Here is a 21,375-nt window from a genome sequence, read left to right as displayed (position 1 = left end):
TGCGCTATGGATGTCTACAAGTTGAAGCCAGAGGAAACTGATGAGCGACCAATCGAGCGCGAACGTTTCGAAGAAGAAACGCGACGCCAGGAGCCTTGGTTCTCCACCTCTGAAAATGGCACGGAGGGACATTTCGCTGTCTGTCCCGCCTGTGACAATCCAGTACAAATCATAGGTCTTTATCATTTGCCCGCCAATGTGGCTCGTCCCTATGGGCGTCATTACGCTCGTTCGGTTCGAGACCTTGCCGAAGCGGATGAGGAGGCGCGAGAGAACTGCCCTTATTTCAAACCAAGGGTACACCAAAAGACAGAGCGGAAAGCCTCGGTAAACGGCACGCCTCTGAAAATAGTAAAAATACTGATCGAGCAGTTCGACAGGGTTATTTACCTGCTGCGGAAAGAACTGGGCGTGAATATCTCTCAAAACCTGGCTATCCGGATGCTGGAACAATACAGAAGGGAGAGAGGATATCTTTATACTGGGGCAACCCTGACCAATATTCCCTGGATATTTGCCTATATGGCTGATTCTCAGAGTCTTTTCGGACAGCTTTTACTCGATGACGACCTTATCAAGGCAGTCTCCGCTGAAGTGCCTGCGGCCTCGATTGATGAGTATAGCCGAGTCTCCTCGAAGGTGGATGAGTCAGGGAGAAAGGAGTATTTCGATCTCAATATGTGCTTTGTGAAGCACCGGTTTCGTAAGGACAGCCTTGAGGGTGAGCTGACCGAGGGGATGGAAATGCTGGTTTCCACAGAGCGGAAAGGAAAGGCTATCGATATATATACGAAGTCGATTGTATTTAACCGCCAGTATTTCCAACGTTTGATTGCTTTGCCCGAGGATCATCCGCATAGAGACCGTAGCTTGGTCGAGGCGGCGCGTCGGGTGCTGGGTGACTTGCTGCCCGCCGGATGATCCGGAGATGATATTCGGCTTCGAAGTCATCGGTTGCGAGGCAGGTGGCGCTCAAGCTCCATCGAGTCGTGCAGCACGCGAACTACCTTGAGCACCTGGTCTGTCGCAACCTAGTAGAAGACGAAGTGCCTGGGGCGGATGACCTTACCGACGTTGGGCATCGAGCGGCAGTAAACGCAAAAAACGAGGTGGATGCTTCGCAGGCCTGCGCCTACTTCTTCACGGTCGAGGCTGCTCGATGTTCTGGGCACGGGTTGCCAATTCAGCTGTTTCGGCGTATAGATGATGGCAGTATGCCCTTTTCTGAGGGCGAGGAGAGCGATGATGAACGCACATGCCAACAAAGGTTTCGCCGCCCGGGTCGGTTATGCTCTGGGGTCGATTGTGCGCTTCTTCCTGCATGACCGCCGCCCTGTGCTGCGTTGGGTCAAGCGCGTCAGCCTGTTCGTGGCTCTGTTCATTATCCTTGTCCAGAACTTTACCTGGCTGGCCAGTACATTCATGACCTTGCTGTCGTTTGGGTTGATTGGGTGGGCGCTGGTTAAAGGTGACTTTTCGATCTTCCAGCAGTTGGAGAAAGATGCAGCCCAGGCCGCGTCATATAGACGAGATTTTTTTGGAAACAAGCTAGACTGGATGGGACGACGAGAGGATGGGATCCACTCTCATAATGAGTAACAAAATGAAAGGGGGCTGTTAGCCCCCTTTTTTGTCAGTCTCCCTTAGAAATTGATGATATTGCTTGCTTGGCTACTCCCCCACCTTGAGCTCCAGCTTGTTCTACTCCTCTAGTGCCGTTACTGAGATCACTGAGAACTGTCCCAACTTTCATGCCGGACCAGCCAACTGCGGTAATCCACAGTGTTGGCAGTATCACGAACATAGATCCCATGACGAAGTTCAGAATTGCATCTTGAGTAGCCGTGTCCAGTCCCATAACTGGGTTGAATGAAAGATGCGGTGATCCTGAGCCGTAGAAGGCATCAAGTATCGTGCTGTCGATGTATCTGGCCAGTTGGAACCAGAAGTCGACGAACATCATGGCGAAGAACACCACCGTCATGGTCATCGCCACCTGCAACTGGTATGAGCCGATAATCAGGATCATCGGCATGCAGATGACCATGGCCATCTTCAGGAACGACATCACCATGGGCAGCGCCTGGCGGACCATGTCCATGGCAGGAAAGTAGGCCAGGCTGCCCAAGGCCACGCCGAAGGTGCCTCCGGTACGAGCCAGTCCATTCCAGACGGTACCGCCAACCTGCCCACCATAGTCGGTATAGACATTGCCTTTGACCTGGCTCGAGGGGGAAATGACCTGGCGGATCACGGCCTCGGTCACTTCGTCCTGGTTCAGCCACTTCGCCCACTTGAGGAAGCTGGTCATCAGGTCCGGATCCACCTGGTCCTTGATCCGATCACGCAAGCCGATCCCTGAGTCAGCCCACCACTGCTTGCAGGTGGGGTAGCCACCACCACCGCCTACCTGGGGCAGGCCAGCATCGCGGGTAGCGTTGTAGGGCCAGGGCTCGCGTGGGGTCTTTGAGTAGTCGGTGTCGTAGTAGCCCGGAGTGTTGAGCAGGTAACGCGAGCCGATCCAACTCAGGTCCTGCAGGGCTTTGTTATTCTCGGCCACCGAGCCCAGATCGGGCTGGCGCATGAACAGTCGCGCGCGGGAGGGGCCGTAGCAGTCCCTGGAGAAGTCGGCGACTTCCTGAGCCAGCAGCGGGTTATTGATCCGGGTGTTGTCCACCTCCATGCGCATCTGCCGCAAGTCCGCCCCGCAGGGGATAGAGGCGACGGCGGCAGCGGTGAAGCCTTTGGACAAGGCATGCATCATCGCCCACCAGATCGGCATCTGTGCGCTCTTTCCGGCTAGACTGCTGAAGGAGGTCGACCAGCCGGTGTCCGCCGGTGCCGGCAGGTTGTACTGGCACTGCTGGGCGCGGGCCTGGTCGAACTGGAGGGTGTCGAAGCTGACGGGGATAAAGGGGATCCCGGCAAACGCCACGACAACGTAGCCCATGTACATTTGGGTTTCGATCCGAGCCAGGGCCAGTACACCCTTGTTGCCTTCATCGGCTCCTTCGCCGCGGACCTTCAGCCACTCGCGAATGACGATAGTGATGAAGGGAATCGCGAAGATGCCGGTATCGGAGATGATGTTCCAAATCCCATTATTGATGATCCAGCCTAGGAGGGTGAGGTAGTACTCCAGGTAGTCATTGGTCATGAAGGTCATGCTAAGCCCCCCGTGTGAACGTAGGCTTTGCTGGACTCGAGCAGGACGAACAGCAGAATGACCAACAACTCGATGCGCAGGATGCGCGGGCGCTGTGCCGCAGGGAATGCTCTCTTCTGTTTCACTTTCAGCCAGCCGAACGCAAGCAGGCCGTACAGACAGAGCCTCCAGGCCAGTAGCGAGTCGTAGTGCTGGTCGCGCCAGGCCTCAAGAGCCTGAATACCGCCGAAGTAGTGCACGGCAACCACGCTGAGAAAAAGGCCGGCCAGCGATAGGAGGAGTAGCATCAGCAGGCCAAGCAGTGTGATGCTCAGCAGCTTGCGCGCAGTGAAAGCTGAGTTTGGCTTGTTCATCAGAGGCGCCCCTCGGATTTACGGTCGGTTTTGGCGGGTTCCTGCAGGCGATCGAGGCGATCGGCATCGGGCGCCGACTCGAACACGCCACTGGACCCTGCGGCGCGCTGTTGCCCGCGCTCGATGACCCGCATGGGCGAATTGCTTGCCAACTCGCGACGGAGTTCCAGTTCGGTCTTGAGATTGGAGATCTCCTGCTGCAGGAGGCTGGTCTGCTGATCGACGGCTTGGGTGGCCAGGCCGTTGGCGGCGACGTTGGGCTCCTTGGCGCCGGCGAACATCAGGCGCTGCAGTAGCAGTGCCTTGCTGAGCACGTCCATCAGGGAGACATCGGACGCCAGGCGGCGCGCCAGGACGTCCTGGTCACGCTCGTCGCGCAGCGCCTCGATGACGCCGCGGGTGATCGGCAAGGCATCGGTGCCGGCCGCAGCCAGGTTCTCTGCGGTTAGTGGTTTCCTCTTCGACAGCAGTTCCTGCAGCGACTGGAGCTTCTTGTCGTAGGTCTCCTGGATCAACGGGGTAAGGCCGACACCTGCCGCCGTCACCGTCTTCTGGCAGCCTTCGCAGGTCTGTTGCTGTTGCTCCCCCAGTACCCGGGTGGCGAATGCGGCGGCTTCCTGGGGGGAGGACCAGGTGTTGCAGACCAGGCCGTTGTTGCAAGTGGCGGAAGGCACTCTCGACGAGTCATTCACCGAGCGGCTGGTCAACAGGTTGTAGCCCGCCCGGGTCACGTCGTTGACGATGCGAATGGGCTTCTGGCCGGAGCCGCCGGCCTTGTCTCCACCGACCCAGGTTACGCCATCGTTACCGCCCTTCTTCTCCACTGCTTCGAGGGCGGATACGGCGTCTTTCCCGCCAGAGGCCAGCGTGGCGCCCAGGGCCTGACCTTCGGCGATTTTCCCCCAGCCGGTCTGCTCGCCAGCGATGTCGGCCATCTTCTCGGCGATCGCTCTGCAAGTCCCTTTCGAACGGTCGTAGTCGATCCGCGCCTGCAGGATGCCATTGGTGATCAGGTTGTAGAGCTGAGGGTTCGCGCGCTGGATGATCAACGCCGGCAGCGACATGACCGCGCCGGTCGCGTTCTGGATGACTGAGCCCATGATGTTCTGGAAACCCTGTGTGGCACCGTTGAGCTGGTTCTCCAGGGTGGTGCTCAGGTTCATGTTTCCGCACATCATGTCGTTGTTCCAGCCGAAGCCGACGCCGATCGAGTCCATCTGGCCGGCGCTGCCCATGCTCACCGCACTGCCGCCGCCAATGCTGTAGAGGACCTCGTCGCTGAGCACCGTGCCGGTCTTGGACACGTTGATCGGGTCGTCGGCCTGGGCAAGTTGCGCTGCGAGCAGCCACATCAGCGCGACCGAGGTGATGTTCATTCGCATGATTCGTCTCCGTGTCCTTATTGGAAGTCGGTACTGCCGAGGAAGATCTGCCCCTTGCGCTGGCAGCAGGAGTAGGGACGCCAGAGCGCCCAGGCGTAATCGCCGTCGACGGCTTGCGTCTTCGGCCCTGAGTTGGGAAACACCGCGCAGTTGAGGCTCAGGGATGGGGTCAGCTCCTGCCATTTCCCGGTCGAGGCATCGCCCTCTTTCAGCTCGCCCGCCGGCCAGTAGCCGTCCTTCGGGGCTGCGCGCATGGGGAGGTAGACGTGGAGCTGGCCGATTCGCGTGGTGATGTCGCCGGCGCGCTGGGCGATGACGGCCGCCGTCTTGTAGTCGTCGGTCTGGTGCAGGAATCCGCTGCGCGGATAGAGGTTCCCCCACATGTCGCCGGAGAAGATTCCACCCACCTCGCGCAGCCCTGGGATCAACGCTTCGGGGTACACCTGCTCGGGAATTCCATGCCGCCAGCCAATGGCGTCCAGTGTGCTGAGGAAGTAGGGCACCAGCGGAAAGGTGGCGCCAGGACAAACGTACCCAGAGGCGCTGGCGAACCGGCTGAACGTGGCCCCGCCAGGATGGCCGATCACATCCGCTTCCTTGAAGCGGCCGATGCTGTTCTCGGCCTTGTAGTTGGTGGTCGCGTCATTGCCGGCCTGGGCGAGTGGATTCGGTGCGCCCAGCGCCGACACCTCGGTCCAGGGGTTGCCCCCGGTATTCGCGTAGCTGGAGACGACTGCGTCAGGCACGTAGTGGCGGACCTTGACCGACGTCTTCACTTTGCAGCCATGCGGGCCGCAGAGCAGCCAGTAACAGATCCCGACGACCTTGTATTCGAGGCACTGAGGGGAAAGGGTGGAGGAGACGATGGCAGCGCTGTTGATCGCGGCCGAGGCCGTGAACGAGAGGCTGAAGGTGGCGGCCGCCGCTGCCAGGCCGCGGAGGTTGAGGCTGGTCATCAGCGCGACCTCCTGGCCTTGGCGATCAGCTCAAGCGCGCGCGAAACATCCGGTTCGCCGTAGACCACGTACTGCCTATCGACTACTACGGCAGGGATCTTCTCGACACCGAGACTCCACGCATCGGCGACGTCTTGTTGTGCCTTGACCAGCTCTGCCTGCAGGCGGCGCCCATCGGGGCTTTGTAGCAATCGCTTAAACGCCGCTTGAGCATGCTGTGGATCCTGGGGCAAGGCGGCAGTCAGTTGCTCTTCGAGGTGTTCCTGGGCGTCCAGAAACAGAACACGCGACGATCCGGTGGCAGAGACCGGATGAGCCTTGTCGGTGATGACCCAGGTTTCGGCCTGGCTCGCGCCGCTCAGCAGTACCAGTAGTACGCCAACGGCCAGCGTTTGTGGCCGCCGGCCAGGGGGGGAGTGATGAAGAGGCATGGGTCTGTACCGGTTCTAGAAAGGTACAGACAGCAGACAGGATCACTTCCGATAGGGCAGCAGGAAATCATCAACTCGTAGGTGGTGTATTTTTTCGAGCCGTGATCGAGCGCTGCCACGTACATAAGTAGGGGTGACGCCTGCATGTCCTGGGTAGCATAATTCCTGTATGTAGCTGGCTAATTGATATTAGGGAGTAGTCGAAGTCATGGAGCGCTTGCTCGAGAGCATTTACATCAATGCTCGGCCGGCAATGGAGTTGAGGCTTAGCCTCACCAGCTCCGGCCGCAAGAGAATGGTAAAGATTGTGGATGGGGAGGAGGTCGAGGTTCTGCCAGGTGAAGTGCAGTGCATCCTGGAGGCCCAAAAGAGGGATGTTGGAATCCTCGCCGATTTCTTAGCCAAGAGTCTCTTGGCGCGACGCTAGAGATCCTTGGCTAGCCAGTCTATCGCCGACAGCAACGTGGTCTCGTCGGCCATGCCTTCAAGCTTCACGCTTCGTCCCGTCTGGTTGTCCCGGATGACGAGGGTCGGGGTCGCTGTAATGCCCTTCGACCGTGCAATGTCGATGTCCAACTTGATATCTGAGTCAATAAGTTCGTTGTCTTTCGCACATTTCTCCAGTCGAGCCTGGTCCAGTTCAGGAAAGTCCAATGTGCCGCCAGGCAGCCCGCCCCCGTTGCCGGCCGACTGAGCGAAGATCGCATCGATAGCGCTCCAGAAGGCTTTGGCGCCGCCTTGGATCCCCGCGCACTCCACCAGGCGAGCCTGGTGGCGGGCCGCCTCGCCATGCATCTGCAGGGGAAGATGGCGCCAAACCAGGTTCACGTCCGGATGGCTGTCTACCCAGCGCTTAAGCCGCGGGGTGTAGACCTTGCAGAAGGGGCACTCCAGGTCGGCGTATTCATTGATCGTCCAGCGCGCTTTCGCATCGCCGTAGAGGCTGTGGTTGGCTGGCAGGCCCTTCACCAGAAGCTCTACCCCTACGGCGGATGCAGCCAGCAAGACCAGCAGCAGCCCCGCCCAGGGCAGGGCGGGACCTTGAAATCGCTTCGCTGCCCAGCCGCCCTTCAACAGTCTCACGCTTGCCTCCGCTGTAGGATTTCCGCGCGGTCCACGGCCTCGATGAGCGCCTGTTGGGCCGTATCAGGCTGTGGATGCTGTTGCAGCCATTCATCCAGGAGCTGCTTTATCTGCGGGACTATGTCTCGGCGATCGACCGCCCTCAGTTGTATCTGCTGCAGCTCCTCGATCAGTACAGGAGCGCATATCCTGAGCGTCTGCAGGGCATCTTCTTCGGGGTTCTGCAGGATCTGGGTCAGGTTGTCGATCAGGTTCTGGGTCAGCGAATTCAGAGCTCTCATTCGTCCTGGCACTCCACTGCCGGTTGGTCTGGGAAAATAATGGGGAAGGGTGGCAGGCCGCGCGCCTGGTCGAGATCCGCTGCGACCTGCAAGGCCGCCTCGAGCTCGTCGCAGCCGGTGGCTTGCATGATGCTGTAGCGCTGGTTCTTTTCTTCGTTTTCGGTCATGGCCAGGGCCAGGTAGAGACTCGGGGGAACCACACGAAAGAGGTACTCCTTGCCCTTGGCCAGGAGCACGCCCTCGGTGAACTTGCCGCTTTCCTTGCGGGCCGAGAGCATCATCGACTTCTGCGCCGGCGACAGCTCGCGGAACCTGGAGATCTTCTCTACCTCGTCGGGGGGCATGTTCAGGCATAACCACCACTCGATCATGTTCAGCATCGGTGCCCCGGAGGCTGGGATGTCGTCGATGTTCTGGGTGGCGAGCCAGAACCAGGCGCCCAGTTTCCGCCACATCTTGGTGATCTTCATGGCGTAGGGCAGCAGCAGCGGGTGCTTGGTGATGATGTGCCCCTCATCGGTGATCTTGACGATGGGCCGGCCCTTGAACTGGTCGCGTTCGGCGATGTTGTTCACGGTGTTCAGCAGCGAGATGTAGGCGATCCCGAGCTGGGCGGCGTAGCCTTCGCGCGCGTAAGTCGCGAAATCCACCACGGTGAGGTCGGCTTCAGGCCAGGGCGTGCCTTCGCGATTGAACATCTCGCCGTCGGCACCCATGCAGAACATCTGCATGGCTTCCGCCATTTCGGCCAGGCGCGCGCGCCGTTCTGGCGCGGAGCCATCGCTCCTGGAGGCCTCGTAGAGCGCATCGCGCACGTCCTGGGTGAGCACCGTGCGGTTCGCGGCGGCGCAGGTCCTGGCCGCCGCCAGAATCGCCTGGCGGATGGCGCTGCGATCGGCACGGGTCAGGCGCGCGTCTTCCTTCTCTTCGCCGCCGGTGATCATCAGGCGCGCGACGATCTCCATCTCGCCGAGGATGTCTCGTTGATCGTCCTCGAGGTCGGCCTTGCTGCCCTGGACCGAGTCCGAGGCCTCGATGTCTTCGGCATCCAGGACCTTCACCTGGTCGGGACTCTCGACCAGCTTGATGGCGTCCGCGAACGGCGCCAGGCTGACGCCGGAGCCCGGGGCGAGGCGGACACGGTGGACCGAGAGGCCAAACCGCTTGGCGAAGTCGGCCAGCAGGCCGAAGCTGTTGCCCGCTTCCGCGACGAACATCCGTGGCAGGTACATGGCGAGCATCTGGCTGATGAGGTTGGTCAGGGACGCTGACTTGCCGGACCCGGTTGGGCCGAAGATGAAGCCGTGGGCATTCATCTGCCGGTCCAGCTTGTTGAACGGGTCGAAGGTCAACGGCGCGCCGCCACGGTTGAACAGCGTGAAGCCGGGGTGTCCGGTACCGGTGGTGCGCCCCCAGATGGGCGACAGGTTGGCGATGTGCTGCGCGAACATCATCTGGGTGTACCACTCCAGGGCTCGCTTTTCGTTCGGATCGAAATTGCAGGGCAGCCAGCGCAGGTAGCTGTTCAGCGGTCCCACTTCGTTCTGCGGTTCGACCGGCACCAGGCCGGCGCCGAGCAGCACGTTGCTCAGGGTGATGCAGCGCTCCTCCAACTGGGTATGGTCGCGGCCGCGCACGAACAGAGCGATCGAACCGCGATAGAGCTTGTGCTCCCGGCCGATCAGGCGGCGAACGGTGGCCACGTCCTCGCGGGTGTGGATCGAGGCCTGGTTGTCACCAACGGCCTTTTTCGAGAGCTGCTGCAGATGCCCTTCCAGCATGTCCTGCGGCGTCACCACCATGGTGATACACAGCAGCGTATCCTCGGGCATGCGATCGAACAGGGCGTTCAGGCCATCACCCTTGAGCGTCTCGCCGGTGAAATGCCCTGTCAGCGGCGCCTTGTTCAACTGGTCGACCACGATCACTCGGTGTGGCATGGCATCGAACAGCCATACGCCCTGGGTGGCATCGGAAACAGGCTGCCGATAGAACAGGTTCTGGGAGAAGTCGGTGCCGTCGGCCAGCGGCAAGTCATCCTGCAGGATCGGTTCGTCCGGCCGGCATACCAGTTCGTAGAAGCGACGTAGATCCGCATCGGTCTTGCCGAGGTGATCCGGGTGCGGGTTGAACCAGCGGATCAACCAGTTCCTGATCTCCTGTCCGCCCATGCGCGAAGCGACGATGCCGGCGTTCGCCAGGCCGCCTTGGATACGCTCGCAGATGGACTTCAGGTACGCCGCCGGGTCCTGTCCGCGAATCTGCGCATCCGCCTTGCGGATCCGGCGGTAGACGACCATCCGCACGCGCCGCTGTTGTCCTCGCCAGGGCAGCTTGCTGACGGCGGTGTCGACGAACAGTCCGCCCGGCTTCGAAATGCCCTCCAGGTGATGCTTCATGAGCGCCAGGTACATCTCGCTGAAGGCTGATCCTCGCGCTCGAGGATGGACGTACTGCCTCAACTGCTCCTGGAAATTGTCCCAGCTGATCTCGTCCTGGGCGTAGAACTGGACGATCCAGGGCGAGGTTTCGTGCTCGTCGAAGGAGTTCTGCAGGGCTTCTTTCAATGCGTCCCGGGCGTTCTGCATCCAATTGGGATCGCGACCCTCGGTGCCCAAGGGCACCAGCTCGAAGAAGACGGCACGCGAACGTCCATCTTCCAGGAGCATCACCTGTTCGTCGGGCAGGTACTCGGCCCAGGGCAGCAGGTCGACGAACGATGGGTCGTGATCGTAGAGGCGTGACGCTTCAGCCTGCGTGGCGCCATTCTTGCTCCCGGTGTTGGGTAAAGGGATACCCATGGCGGCCAGTCGCGCCAGATAGCGCTCAGTCGCTTCTTCCACGGCCGCTACGTCCAGCGCTCCTGAATCTTCGGGAGCGTCTGCCGGTACCGACTGAGGCTGTGTGCGACCGCGCAGAAGGGTTTGAAAAAGGCCCATCAGTAGTCCTCCGTGCGCTCGCCCGGCATGGCGTACTGGACTCGCTGGTAGAAGGGGAACACGGTGGTATAGCCCGGTACCGGGGCGGGATCGCTGCCGGCTAGGTGCGGGAACACATACATGACCAGGTCGGGATTGGGCAGTCGTTTGAACTGGCTGTGGATCTCGTTGCTGGCCGTGCGGGTGTAGTCGGCCTGGTCGTTCGCGGAGGCAACCTGCTGCGGATTGATCGGGCGCCGCAGCGTTTGCCTGGCATCGAGGAGTAGCCGGCCACGGCTGTTGCCTATCGAGCTGGTTGCACCTTGTTCCCAGACGTCGAGCATGTTGGCCTCGCCGTGGGGCAGCATCTCCTCCTTGCTGGTGGAGCACGCTGCCAGGGTTAGCGCGCAGGCCAGGCCGGCGCAGAGACGAAGAAGGGGGTTAGTCCAGGTCTGCTGTTGCATGAGCGGCTCCAGAGCTGTAGTCGACCTTGCGGCCCTTGAGTTCGTAGTCGATCGCCAGTTGCTGATCGAGATGCACTGCGACCCGCGCACCTGGCTGCACGTAGACGGCGGCGAAGGCCTCCCCGTACAACTTGTTCATCCACTGCCGGATGTCGCTGACGCCGCCGGAGAGGATGCTGTTGAGGGCCGAGTTGCTGTTGGTTCCGGTCGTCCCGAAGCTGGTGCCGTTGCCGCTGAAGACGGTACTGGTGTTGTTCTCGTCGGCGTCCAGGAGCTTGGCGATGCCGGCCCCGGCAGCCGTGAGTAGGCTCTGATTGCCCAGGTACTCCTTGGCATTGGATCGGCGATCACCGGCGATGCAGGGGATGCCGTAGGGGTCGCTGATCCAGCCGAGGCCGCCCTGGATGGTTTTCTGGTCGGCGCTGGCGGTCTGGTTGTTGTTGCTCTGGTTGTCATTCACCTCCTCGGCCGGCGCCGGGAAGGTGCGCACGGTCCCGTCGTTGAACACGAACGTGAGGCTGCGGATCTGCCCACGCACGCAGGAGAGTGTCCAGTCGCCCGAGGCGGTCCCGCTGGCTACCGCGCCGGCCACGTCCGGCAGCTCGATGCCGTTGGCGGTGAGATTGTCCGGGCCGATGAGGATTTTGAACGGGTAAGGATCATTGACCGTCCCGTCGACCGGCACACGACCGATCAGCGCGGACATGGCCACCGATCCCATGAGCGTCGAGTTCTGCGGCAGCGTGTAGGTCTTGCGGACGAGCTTGCGGTTTTCCAGGTCGGATCGCTGTTGGCCGACGGGGTGCAGCCCGTCATCGATCCGCTCCAGCGCGTTCTGTCCGCGATCGACCGCATTGCCGAAGGAGGTCGGGAAGCTGAATCCGCTCGGTTGGGTGGTGGAGCCGGCGGCCAGCGGCTGGCCATTGGCATCGACCGCGCGGGCGTCCTGGGGCTCGATCCAGACGATGTCCGATGACGACGAGCCCGCTCCCTGAAAGTGCTGGCCATCCTCTGGTCGCACGCCGAATCCTACGGGCAGGTCGGTGTCGCCGGCCTCGGGAATGTGGGTTAAGTTCTCGAGCCGTTTCTGTACCTGGTCCAGGATCGTCTGGCTACGGTTTTCCTGCTGTTGCTGCAGCTCCTGGGCGGTGTTGTTGAGCTTCTGCTCTATGTTCTGATCGATGTTGCGCAGGCGGCCCTGCAGGTTCTCATTGGCGGCTTTGAGCGAGTCATTCTCTTGGATCACCTTGCTGATCTGGTCCTTGAGCTGCCGGCTTTCCGCCACGATGGTGCGTAGTGTGTCGGCGGGCGTGTCGCCGTCGATGCCCAGGGTTGCCGCTTCTTCCGACGTTACCGTCGGGGTTGCGGCGCCTTGTGACTGCGCACTTTCTTTCTTGCCCATCATGCTCACGCCGATCAGGATGGCGCCGATCACGACGGGGACGACCAGCAATTTCAGGAGGGGATTACCGGTCAGCGCCACGACGGCCTCCTTTGGGATCGATCTGGCTGATGGAGGAGGGCAGGAGCGCGTCGGCAAGGCCGCGGCCGCGCGTCACCAGATACACGGTAGTGGTGTCGGAGGCGTCGCCCCGGGCTCCCAAGTACGGGTGCTGGAAGGTCGCGGCGACGAAATTGCCCATCAGGTCCCTGGGATCCAGGGCCAGGTGCTGGGCGCTGGCGTTCTGCAGCTTCACCGCCGTGACGTAGTAGTCGTCCAGCCGCCAGGCGCCCAAGGCGGTAGCCGTGATGGGTAGGCTGGGGAGCAGGGTGGTCAGGTCGAGCTGTCGCTTGACGCGCACCTGACCGACGCCATCTACCGGTTCCACCGTGCGAAGCGGGGCATAGAGCATCTGCGCCGCATAGCGCGTCAGAACCACGGGGACGGGCGTTTCGCGCGGCACGGCCTTCGGTGCTTCTGCCTGCTCGGTCTGTTTCGCTGCTGCCGATGGCTGGGCTTCCCGGGGCTGGCCATAGTGCGGAGCCACGGGCTCGCCGGCGACGATCCTGACCGGCTCGCGCGGTTGTTGATCGGCTGCGGCTTCGGTGGCGGCGATATCTATGAGCATCTGCTCGCCATTGGTCGCGTCTTGCAGACGCAGCCGCGCCGGAGGAATCGGCTCGTTGGCGAGCAGGTAGAGTGCACCGCCGGTACTCTGGACGCGCAACTTGCCCTGCAGGTCCCGAGGAACGCCGACTCGCACGTTCCTGTCGACGAACACAATGCGTTCCTGGCCGACCGTCAACGGAATGGCCAGCGGAATGCGCTCCCAGCGCAGAATCTCCACCGCTTGTGCCAGTGCGGGTAGGGCAAGCATCAGCAAGAGCGTGGCTCTCGACTTCCGGATCATAGACCGCCCTCCCGCTTGGTGGGGGCGACCGGCTCCTCGAGTTCGATACGTTGAGGCGTATCGGAGTAGCAGTCCCACTGCAGGCCGAAGGGATTGGTCTCTGGGTCGACGTCGGCGCGGATGACGTGCAACGGGTAGCGGGCCAGCGCGCGCTTGATTTTCTCGCCGGCGTAATACTCCGTGCTGTCCATGTCCAGGTTGACGGTCCAGTCATTGATCGAGTGCTGGATCACGCGGCCATTGCTCTCGCCAATGCCTCGACCGGGGATTTCCGAGGTGGTGCGCTCGCGTCCCCTGAGCTCGCCGGCGTTACGACGAAACTCGAAGTCTTTCTCCAGGAAGACTTTGCAGGAGGGAGTGAGGTAGGCGGCGTAGCGGAACAGGTTTCCCTTGTAGTCCACCTCGCCGTCCTTGGGCCAACGTTGCACCTGCTGGAAGATGTAGAGACCGAATGCATAGACACTCTCTGGCGGAATGTCCCACCACAACCGGGTGCTCCCTGAACGCAAGTCGGGCGGAATGTGGATCCAGAGGTCCTTGCGGGCTTCCCAGACGCAGTAGGCCAGCACCACGATGACCATGCACAAGAAGCCGGTGATGAACCGGAACGTGTTGATGTGAGCCTGCTGTTGCGCGGTGTGTTTTCTGAAACTCATGGGGACTCCGTGCGTCGACTGGTCCAGGCGCCGGAGCGCGTCACCAGGCGACGGTTGCCGAAGACGGGAAAGCGCAGCGAGAGGGCCAGCTCCACCTGGCGGTAGAACCAGGTGTCAGGCCGCCCCCGCTTCATCCGCCGCAGGACGCGGCTGCCGATACCCAGGCCGAGGGCGCCTACCAGCAGCGCGCCCAGTGGAATGCAGGCAGCGTTACCTGCGACCAAGGCAGCCGGGATGCCAAGAACGAACCCGACTGCTCCGCAGGTGAAGACCGTGATCCACATTTCGTCTGCGGTCAGGCCGCCGATGACCACCGGTTGCCGGTTCAAACGGGTCGGCAGGAAGCTGAGGGTTCCATCCTGAAACAGATGTTCTTCGGGCATGGGAAGGCCCTTACATGATGGTGGTGGCTTTGGTGACGAGATAAATGATCAAGATCAGCAGGCCGACACCTACGGCTACGCCCGCTCCGAGATCCGACCACTTCTTCTTCCCGTCATGGATGGCGTGATAGGTGCCGTAGGTATGCCAAGCGACCCCAAGAAAGACAGCTGCGCAAATGAGGAGCGCGAGGAGCATCGCTCCGTCATAGCCGAAGTTCTGGATGGTTTGCATGATTCCCGACCCTTCCCCACGGCTAGGGGCCTCGGGTTTGGGGAGTGCAGCCAAGGCGACACCTGGGAGTGCCAAAGAGATGGCTGCCAGGCGCCGGCAGAGGGTGGACAGTTTCTGGAGGGTGAATTTCAGCATGAGTGTCTCCGTATGGGTCAGCTGAGGAGGAAGAAAGAGGTGATGCCGAGGAGGACCACGATCCGTATCGCGGAAACGCCGGCAGTGGCGCTGTCGAGGTTGTTGGTGGCCCAGCCGCGCCAGGTGCTGTACATCGCCCAGGCGGACCACAGCAGGAGAAAGGTCATCGCTGCTCCAATGAACAGCCCCTCGCCGGCCGATGGGGGAAAGCCAGCGGCGGCCTGGAACGCTGATGTCTGGGCTCCGCTCATGCTCACGGCATCGGCCCTCCGCGCAGGGTGTAATTCCCGGATAGGTCGGAAGGGTCACGCGGCTGCGCGCGGCTGGGGGTCATGTAGTCCTGCAGGCCTTGGCGGATGCGCTGCAGGTCAGCGGCCAGGCGTGAGTAGTCGAAGTAGAAGCGCTGTCCGGGCTCATCGGCGCTCTGGGCACTGCGGCGGGCGGTGTCCTCGAGGGCGTTGAGCTGCCGGATCATCACCTCCAGGTTCGCCTGCTCGGAGGCGCTCGCTGCGAAAGCTCCTGTGCGACCAGCGCACTGCAGGCCAAGACGGCCAGGCAGCTTCGGCGAAGGGATGGATGTGGAGTGTTCACGGCGAATCTCTTGCAGATCAGGGTGCGATCAGCTTGCCGATCGCCCTGATTCCATTCCGCAAGAAATACTCGGCGCGGGTTCGGGGTATTTTTTTATGAGGTTGCGCGCTTGAAAAACAGCAGGTAGCTGACGGGCAGAGCGACGCCCCAAGCCCAGCCTTGGGCGTTTTGATTGCCGATCTCGGTTACGCCCCGCATGAGTGGCTGAACGCTCACCAGCTCCCAGCCTTCCTGGCCCAGACGCACGACCTCGGCCCAGCGCAGAGGGTTGAGCAAGGCGTGGTCGTCGGGTTCCAAGGTGTCTTCTTTGTGTTTGAACATCGCGACGCCCTTGGTGAGGGTTTTGTAGGGAATGACGATGTTCTCGACATGGTATTCGAAGGACTGTTTTATGCTCATGGTGTGCTCCTGGATCGGTTCGGGGAAAACCGCACCGTTTCAGGGGCAGGGGGAGGGCTTCAATCGAAAATACCCTTACTGGGTACCGTGGATTTCTGCAGTTTCGCTTTACTCCCTATTACTGACCACCAGCTCCTTCAGCTTTCTCTCGTCCACGTACCGCTGCATGATCGACAGCACCAAGCTGTTGATGGCGAGGATCTTCATCGCTCGGGTCACTGCGACGTAGATCAGGTTCAACTCATCGTCGCGCTTGCCTGGGTCGGTGTCGGGGGACAGCGGGTCCGCGTTGAAGTCGTCGTACAGGCAAACGAAATCCCATTCCAGCCCCTTGGCCTTGTGTGCGGTGGTCAGGGTGATTGTTGCGTCCAGCTCATCGTCAAGGGTCAGTGAGCGAAGCTCAAGGATCCGCGCAGGCAGATCAGGGTAGGTCGATATGATCTTGATCGAGCGAAGCATCTCACCGTCCTGGCTGATCTCGGCGATCTCCACGTACTGGGTGTAGTCGCGGTAGTCACGGAGCAGTTTCTTGTTCTGGACGTTTTGGCGTAGGCCTCGGCTGAATGCGTACAGATCCTCCAGGTCGCGCAGCGAGTAACTGTCGATACCGCCTACCCAGTGGAATTTGGGCTCCGGATGATTGCGGACCAGCTGCAGGGCATTCTCGATGACGCCGATAACGGTGCGGTGAATGAAAGTGCGGTGAGGAAGGTCCGCCGGGAGGGACTTTTTCACCAGCGTCTGCGGGCCCAATCCTTGAAGTTTCCGTGTCTCGCCCTTGTAGGAGAGGATGATGTTGGCCACGTGCGCAATCGCGGGGCCGAACCGCCAGCTCTGGGTCAGGTAGTGCTCCTCGGCGCCGACCATCCAGTCGCTGTTCAGGGCATCTTCCGCGCCTCTGAACCGGTAGAGCTGCTGGTGGGGATCGCCGACGATAGCCATTCTGATGCGCTGCCAGTGGGCAATGTCCGCGATCACTGGGTTGATGTCCTGTCCCTCGTCCAGGAGCATGCAGTCGAAGCGCTGGCTCAAATCGGGCTTGCTCAGTTGATACAGCTTCAGGTAGCCGTCATGGGGCATCAGCATGCCGGTGTCCTGGAGATCTACCATGCGCCTCCAGACTACTCGCGCCATGTCCAGGCCCTGCTTGAGGAAGCGTTCCTGGGCACTGGTGAGGAACGCCTTGTCGCGGAAGCGCGGGAAGTGCGGTCGGCCGAGTTCCGCGTCGGCGCTGGCCATGTAGTTGTTCAGCGTGGCCAGCACGTCACGTACCAACTCCCAGTCTTGGGTATCGAGTCCGCGGGCGATATCGGTCAGACGCAGGTTCTTCGTCTTCTTGTGGGCGTACTGGATGCCGTACACCGCATGAGCCAGGCTGTGGGCGGTCTTGCAGACTACGTTGCGGGGAAACTTGCCCTTCGCGGCTTTCTCCACCGAGCTGTTGTAGCAGAGATAGAGGATTCTCAGGGTAGGGTTCGCCTTGGCAAAGCCCACCAGGGTGGTCGTCTTGCCAGTGCCGGCGAAGGCCCGCACCAGGATCTTCGATGCCTTCGACTGGATGATCGGTGACTGTTCGTGAGTCCACTGCATAGGTGTCTCCGGAGATACGAGGGCTTCCAGATTGGTAGGTGTCTGGTTAAACAGGGGGGCTGTGGCTGTGGAGCTAGTCAGGGCATGGCATCATTTGTCGTTCGTCTCCCTGAAGGCATCGAAATGAAAATTTGGCGATTTGCGTTGATCTTTTTGATTCTGCTTTTTGCTGTCGCGTGGTTCTCATCTAGCGAGTTGAGATCACACGCTGTGCCTTGGTTGATTCACTGGTTCGAGGTGCTCAACCGATAGTGCGCCGGTGACGAATACACAGGTAGCAAAGGTGCGTAATGACCATTGTCATAGTCGCCAGGCATAGTGAAAATCCGGCACATAGCGTGAGAAATGCCGCACCCTCGGCGGCCCCTGTAGTCGCGTGGGGGGCTATCGTCTCCATTGTTGGAATCAACCGATTTATCACCTGTACCACGGCATAGACGTATAGCATCGAGGTCACGCTGAGCCAGGCGAGCGGAGTTAAAACGGCCTGTCTGGTCCATGGACCACGACGAGTACCCACTCGAACCCAGGTTGCGATGAGCAGCCATTGGACTGACAGCAATACCAGGGCGACTTCGACGAGGATTTGCCAATACGTGCCGGTCTCCTTGAGCCTGCCCATCGTCATGAGTACAGCCGCTGAAAGCAGCAGTACAAGGACAGTCAGCGTGATCCAACTGGCGTGTAGAGCCGTGTCGCGCGAAGGCAAGAGTTGTTTAAGCGGTAGGGCCATGAGCGTCTCCTCGAGGACTAGAGGTATTTCTTGAAGGTGGATGCTGTGATGCACACCGCTACGCCGAGCAGCGCGGCGCAGGGCAGCAGGATGAGCAAGGGGTTGATGCTGATGGGGATTGCCAGGTAGAGCGTCCAAGGGACGACCGCTAGCGGAATGATGCTGCCGCGCGCCTTGTGGTAGAGGTAGCTGGACTCCCGGCCGGCGCCGAACTTGCGCAGGTCCCGGCGCACCAGGCCGTCCACCAGGCCGGTGAACGCGGCCATCAGGAACAACGGGATCGTCATGACCAGGATCACCAGGCGCACGACAAATGTCAGCACCGTGTACAGCGCGGCCAGGCCGTAGTTCTGCAGCGTGGAGACGCCCTGGGCGGTGAGATAGCGAACGTCCAGAGGGCTCCGTGGCCCGGCCTGCGCGATGGTGGTCATGTTGGTCATCCAGTCGACTATCCCGGTCTTCACGAACAACCAGTCATAGGCCAACTGGGCCAGCCAGGTGGCGGTTCGACCTGGCTCCTGCACGATGACGCTGTGCAGCAGACCCTGCGACAGCCAACTGAGTTCGTACTCGAACATTGCCTGGGCATGCTTCCAGCCCGCGTCAGGCCAGAAGAAATACAGGCAAACCCACTCTACGATGATTGCGCCGACCAGCGAACCGAACATCACGCCGAGAAATTGGAAGGGCGTACTGATGATGGTGCCGACCAGGGTCTTCTGGCTCTCTTGTTGCTGCTCTGCACGTTGAGTGACTTCAGCCATCATGCGGCATCCTCACCGGCGCCGAGGTGACGGAAATCGTCGACCAGGTCCTGGGGCAGACCATCCTGCAGGGCGGAGTATCCCGGCGCCTCCCACCACTCGCTGTTGGCGGCCTGGCCCTTGCGCATACCGGCAGCCAGCTCCTGCAGGCTTTTCGGCATCACCTCGTCGGGATCGACCGCCGGCAGCGGCATTCGGATCTTCCAGAGATTGCCGCCCTCGAGCAGCGCGAACGCCTGTCCTTTGGGCAGACCAACGATGTGGGCCGGCTCGAGCATCGGCACGCTGGTCATCTGCACCTGGTCGTGCGAGCTGGAGGTGAAGGCTGCCTTCTTGTTGTTGATTGCGTCGTTGGCGCCGCTCGCCGGCGTGCTGGTGTAGATCTGGACCTTGGGGAGCTGGTTGGTCAGGAGTTCGGCCGTGGCGGTCTCGCGCACCCGCAGCATGAACAGGTTGTTGAAGTTGCCGATGATCTGACCGGCCTTCGCGCGGGAGCCGATCTTGGCCTCGATGTCGCTCATGGTCTGGGTGTAGGCCGTCACCTGCACGCCGGCGCCGCCCGCTTTGTTGACCATGGGGATGAACTCGTCGCCAATCAGCTCGTTGAACTCGTCGGCATGCAGGTTGATGCGGACCTTGCCGCCAGCGAGCGAGCCGGGCAGGCCGTCATCGACACCATGCTTGTAGATGTGACCCGCCACCGAGACCAGGTCGCTGAACATGGAGTTGCCCACCGCGGCGGCGACCTCGGTATCCGATAGTGCGTCGAGGCCGACGTAGACCACGGCGCGTTTGCGGATGACCTGCATCCAGTCGAAGATCGGCCGCGGATCGTTGAGGTCCGCGTAGTTGGGCGAAAGCAGCTCCGAGATCCGCCCAGTGGTGAGTTTCTCCAGCAGCGGCAGCAGCGAGGCCACGATCTTGTCGAAGTAGGTCTTGTCGTAGCGCACTGCGCTCTTCAGGCCTTCCATGACCGGGTCGGCGATGCGTTTCTGTGTCAGGTACTGGTCGATGGCCACGACCCGCAGGGGCCGTCCTTTCATGTTGAACGGGATGTTCTTGTCGTTGAGCTTGCCCTCGATCTGGATGATCGTGTCCCAGGCCCTGGGATCGTGCTCGCTGATGTATTTCTGGGCATATTCGACGAACAACGCATCGATGTTCACGACGTGGCGGAGGATCTGCTGGTAGTCCGGGCGGATACCCAGCGCGTGCAGCGCGCGGGCGATGATGTTGACGAACCGCCAGGCGAACTCACGGAACGCCGCGCTGTTGCCTTCGCCGGAGAGCTGGCCGGCGACGCGGGTGGCGACCTCGGAGATCCGGCCGAACCGGCCGACGGCGTTGTAGCGTGCCGACAGGTCAGGATGACCGAGATGGAACACGTAGAACTCATCCAGGCGGCCGGCACGCTCGCACTCCACGTACATACGCTTGAGCAGGTCAGCATCGCCTTTCGGGTCGAAGACGATCACCACCTCGTAGTCCGGCTGCTCCTCTGCGCGCCGGCGCCGATAGCCGTGGTGAACCGTCTGGGTCCGCCGACCCATCTTCGCCCGCCGGCGTCGGCCCCGGCAGTGGGTGCGGCGAATATCCTGGGTGATGAACAGCTCCGCGAGTCGCGTCTTACCTACCCTCGTAGTGCCGAGTACCAGTGTGTGGCCGACGCGCTCGCCCAGTTGCAGGCCTACGTCCTGTTCGCGCGGCTCGATGCCATGGAGCCGAGGCAAACCGCCCACGGGCGGCAGCGGCCGTGCGGGGTTCCAGGCCACGTCCCAGGCAGTGGCTTTGGCGACCAGCTTCAGGGGGAAGGGGGCGAACTCGAGCTGCTTCTCCAGCCGGCGCGCGCGCTCGTAGAGCGGCGAGGGCTCGACGTAGGAGGCGAACTGGGGCAGGTAGGTATCTGCCAGGCGCTGCGTATGCTTCTGCGTCCAGCGAAAGCCCTTGCCGATGAACAAGTGTTCGTTGCTGACCGGCATTTCGGCGCTGGTCATCGTGTACTTCGGCAGTCGGCGAATGTTCCGCCGGTAGCGGAGCACCACGCCGGCCTGCTTCAGCCGCACGACGCCCAGCCAGACGAAGCCCAGCGCGGCCACGATGCCGAACAGCGGAGTGAGGGCGAACGTCCACGGCGCGACGATGCAGAGCGCGGCCGCGGTGAAGCACACGGTGGTGGTGTAGAGCTCCACGGCAGGCCGCAAGAGCGCTTCCAGCGGGTACTGGCCAGCCATGGGTTACACCTTCAGGCTTGCCGGCGAGTGCAGGCGGCCCGGTCGGCGGCGCTTGGCATGAAGTTCGAGCACCTGTTTCCTGGCTTGCTCTACCTCATGATCGGGCAGCATCTGCTCCAGCAGCTCACAGAGGGTCGATTCGTCCTCGAGGGCCGTGGACGTCACCTCACCGCCGTAGCGTGAGATCAGGCCGAGCAACTCCTGGTACATGAGTTGGCGTGCCTGAGCGTCGCTCGGCTGCTTGATGACCAGGGTGATCAGGTGAGTAGTCATGAG

24 protein-coding genes and 2 pseudogenes are annotated in these 21,375 nt (G+C 61.4%); 3 read left to right on the top strand and 23 right to left on the bottom strand.

The window, feature by feature from the left end:
* Positions 1–6 precede the first annotated feature (6 nt).
* Complete coding sequence (locus LE197_RS22070; protein WP_034005325.1) at positions 7–921, top strand: hypothetical protein; 915 nt, start codon at positions 7–9, stop codon at positions 919–921.
* 26 nt (positions 922–947) lie between these two features.
* On the opposite strand, the pseudogene LE197_RS22065 reads toward LE197_RS22070, so the two are convergent.
* A pseudogene (locus LE197_RS22065) lies at positions 948–1,154 on the bottom strand (type II toxin-antitoxin system RelE/ParE family toxin); the annotation flags it as partial.
* A 91-nt stretch (positions 1,155–1,245) separates the two neighbouring features.
* On the opposite strand from LE197_RS22065, the gene LE197_RS22060 reads away from it, so the two are divergent.
* Positions 1,246–1,599: a hypothetical protein gene (locus tag LE197_RS22060; protein ID WP_003156420.1), complete on the top strand. Its 354-nt coding sequence runs from the start codon at positions 1,246–1,248 to the stop codon at positions 1,597–1,599.
* Between the two features lie 34 nt (positions 1,600–1,633).
* On the opposite strand, the gene LE197_RS22055 is transcribed toward LE197_RS22060, so the two are convergent.
* From LE197_RS22055 to LE197_RS22035, 5 genes are read right to left on the bottom strand one after another with little or no spacing between them, the layout of a single operon-like run.
* Complete coding sequence (locus LE197_RS22055) at positions 1,634–3,166, bottom strand: conjugal transfer protein TraG N-terminal domain-containing protein (protein ID WP_034005323.1); 1,533 nt, start codon at positions 3,164–3,166, stop codon at positions 1,634–1,636.
* Complete coding sequence (locus LE197_RS22050) at positions 3,163–3,519, bottom strand: hypothetical protein (RefSeq protein WP_096760077.1); 357 nt, start codon at positions 3,517–3,519, stop codon at positions 3,163–3,165. Before LE197_RS22050 ends, LE197_RS22055 begins: the two co-directional genes overlap by 4 nt.
* The gene (locus LE197_RS22045) at positions 3,519–4,901 is read right to left on the bottom strand and encodes an integrating conjugative element protein (RefSeq protein ID WP_033987979.1); all 1,383 of its coding nucleotides are present in this window, start codon (positions 4,899–4,901) and stop codon (positions 3,519–3,521) included. The genes LE197_RS22050 and LE197_RS22045 overlap by 1 nt, the downstream gene beginning before the upstream one ends.
* A 17-nt stretch (positions 4,902–4,918) precedes the next feature.
* Positions 4,919–5,857: a TIGR03756 family integrating conjugative element protein gene (locus LE197_RS22040; protein WP_023110947.1), complete on the bottom strand. Its 939-nt coding sequence runs from the start codon at positions 5,855–5,857 to the stop codon at positions 4,919–4,921.
* Complete coding sequence (locus tag LE197_RS22035; protein ID WP_015503381.1) at positions 5,857–6,288, bottom strand: TIGR03757 family integrating conjugative element protein; 432 nt, start codon at positions 6,286–6,288, stop codon at positions 5,857–5,859. Before LE197_RS22035 ends, LE197_RS22040 begins: the two co-directional genes overlap by 1 nt.
* A 208-nt stretch (positions 6,289–6,496) precedes the next feature.
* Between LE197_RS22035 and LE197_RS22030 the strand changes: the two genes are divergently transcribed.
* Complete coding sequence (locus tag LE197_RS22030; protein ID WP_004347910.1) at positions 6,497–6,715, top strand: hypothetical protein; 219 nt, start codon at positions 6,497–6,499, stop codon at positions 6,713–6,715.
* Here LE197_RS22030 and LE197_RS22025 read toward each other — a convergent pair.
* The 17 genes and pseudogenes from LE197_RS22025 to LE197_RS21945 all read right to left on the bottom strand — a co-directional run bounded on the left by LE197_RS22025 (position 6,712) and on the right by LE197_RS21945 (position 21,372).
* The gene (locus LE197_RS22025) at positions 6,712–7,371 is read right to left on the bottom strand and encodes a DsbA family protein (protein WP_011666760.1); all 660 of its coding nucleotides are present in this window, start codon (positions 7,369–7,371) and stop codon (positions 6,712–6,714) included. The two genes, LE197_RS22030 and LE197_RS22025, sit on opposite strands and share 4 nt — an antisense overlap.
* The gene (locus LE197_RS22020) at positions 7,368–7,652 is read right to left on the bottom strand and encodes a hypothetical protein (RefSeq protein WP_003086159.1); all 285 of its coding nucleotides are present in this window, start codon (positions 7,650–7,652) and stop codon (positions 7,368–7,370) included. Before LE197_RS22020 ends, LE197_RS22025 begins: the two co-directional genes overlap by 4 nt.
* Positions 7,649–10,591, bottom strand: coding sequence for a conjugative transfer ATPase (locus LE197_RS22015; protein ID WP_034057604.1), 2,943 nt, complete (start codon positions 10,589–10,591; stop codon positions 7,649–7,651). The genes LE197_RS22020 and LE197_RS22015 overlap by 4 nt, the downstream gene beginning before the upstream one ends.
* A complete protein-coding gene (locus LE197_RS22010) occupies positions 10,591–11,034 on the bottom strand; it encodes a TIGR03751 family conjugal transfer lipoprotein (RefSeq protein WP_003121022.1) in 444 nt (147 codons plus the stop codon). The genes LE197_RS22015 and LE197_RS22010 overlap by 1 nt, the downstream gene beginning before the upstream one ends.
* On the bottom strand, positions 11,012–12,517 hold the full coding sequence (locus tag LE197_RS22005; protein WP_003121021.1) for a TIGR03752 family integrating conjugative element protein: 1,506 nt from the start codon (positions 12,515–12,517) through the stop codon (positions 11,012–11,014). The genes LE197_RS22010 and LE197_RS22005 overlap by 23 nt, the downstream gene beginning before the upstream one ends.
* Positions 12,501–13,385, bottom strand: a complete 885-nt coding sequence (locus LE197_RS22000; protein WP_033948693.1) for a TIGR03749 family integrating conjugative element protein — start codon at positions 13,383–13,385, stop codon at positions 12,501–12,503. The genes LE197_RS22005 and LE197_RS22000 overlap by 17 nt, the downstream gene beginning before the upstream one ends.
* A complete protein-coding gene (locus tag LE197_RS21995) occupies positions 13,382–14,041 on the bottom strand; it encodes a PFL_4703 family integrating conjugative element protein (protein ID WP_015648292.1) in 660 nt (219 codons plus the stop codon). The genes LE197_RS22000 and LE197_RS21995 overlap by 4 nt, the downstream gene beginning before the upstream one ends.
* Positions 14,038–14,424 carry a TIGR03750 family conjugal transfer protein gene (locus LE197_RS21990; protein WP_009316296.1) on the bottom strand — a complete coding sequence of 129 codons (387 nt, stop codon included), beginning with the start codon at positions 14,422–14,424 and terminating at the stop codon, positions 14,038–14,040. Before LE197_RS21990 ends, LE197_RS21995 begins: the two co-directional genes overlap by 4 nt.
* A 10-nt stretch (positions 14,425–14,434) precedes the next feature.
* Positions 14,435–14,791: a TIGR03745 family integrating conjugative element membrane protein gene (locus LE197_RS21985; protein ID WP_009316297.1), complete on the bottom strand. Its 357-nt coding sequence runs from the start codon at positions 14,789–14,791 to the stop codon at positions 14,435–14,437.
* 17 nt (positions 14,792–14,808) lie between these two features.
* Positions 14,809–15,048, bottom strand: a complete 240-nt coding sequence (locus tag LE197_RS21980) for a TIGR03758 family integrating conjugative element protein (protein WP_003099839.1) — start codon at positions 15,046–15,048, stop codon at positions 14,809–14,811.
* Positions 15,045–15,382: pseudogene (locus LE197_RS21975) on the bottom strand (RAQPRD family integrative conjugative element protein). Before LE197_RS21975 ends, LE197_RS21980 begins: the two are co-directional and overlap by 4 nt.
* A 93-nt stretch (positions 15,383–15,475) precedes the next feature.
* Entirely contained in the window at positions 15,476–15,781 is a 306-nt protein-coding gene (locus LE197_RS21970; RefSeq protein ID WP_003099832.1) for a hypothetical protein, read from the bottom strand.
* 108 nt (positions 15,782–15,889) lie between these two features.
* The gene (locus LE197_RS21965) at positions 15,890–17,371 is read right to left on the bottom strand and encodes a UvrD-helicase domain-containing protein (RefSeq protein ID WP_096760190.1); all 1,482 of its coding nucleotides are present in this window, start codon (positions 17,369–17,371) and stop codon (positions 15,890–15,892) included.
* Between the two features lie 241 nt (positions 17,372–17,612).
* Positions 17,613–18,104 (bottom strand): hypothetical protein, encoded by a 492-nt coding sequence (locus tag LE197_RS21960; protein WP_003099826.1) that lies wholly within the window; start codon positions 18,102–18,104, stop codon positions 17,613–17,615.
* A 17-nt stretch (positions 18,105–18,121) separates the two neighbouring features.
* On the bottom strand, positions 18,122–18,868 hold the full coding sequence (locus LE197_RS21955; protein WP_003099824.1) for a TIGR03747 family integrating conjugative element membrane protein: 747 nt from the start codon (positions 18,866–18,868) through the stop codon (positions 18,122–18,124).
* Complete coding sequence (gene traD, locus LE197_RS21950) at positions 18,868–21,099, bottom strand: type IV conjugative transfer system coupling protein TraD (protein ID WP_003099821.1); 2,232 nt, start codon at positions 21,097–21,099, stop codon at positions 18,868–18,870. The genes LE197_RS21955 and traD overlap by 1 nt, the downstream gene beginning before the upstream one ends.
* 3 nt (positions 21,100–21,102) lie before the next feature.
* Positions 21,103–21,372: a hypothetical protein gene (locus tag LE197_RS21945; protein ID WP_003099820.1), complete on the bottom strand. Its 270-nt coding sequence runs from the start codon at positions 21,370–21,372 to the stop codon at positions 21,103–21,105.
* Between the last annotated feature and the right edge of the window lie 3 nt (positions 21,373–21,375).

Source organism: Pseudomonas sp. PS1(2021), assembly GCF_020405165.1.
Lineage (GTDB): Bacteria > Pseudomonadota > Gammaproteobacteria > Pseudomonadales > Pseudomonadaceae > Pseudomonas > Pseudomonas aeruginosa.
Note: the sequence above shows the minus strand (reverse complement) of the source record. Positions and strands in the feature narration are given on the sequence as shown.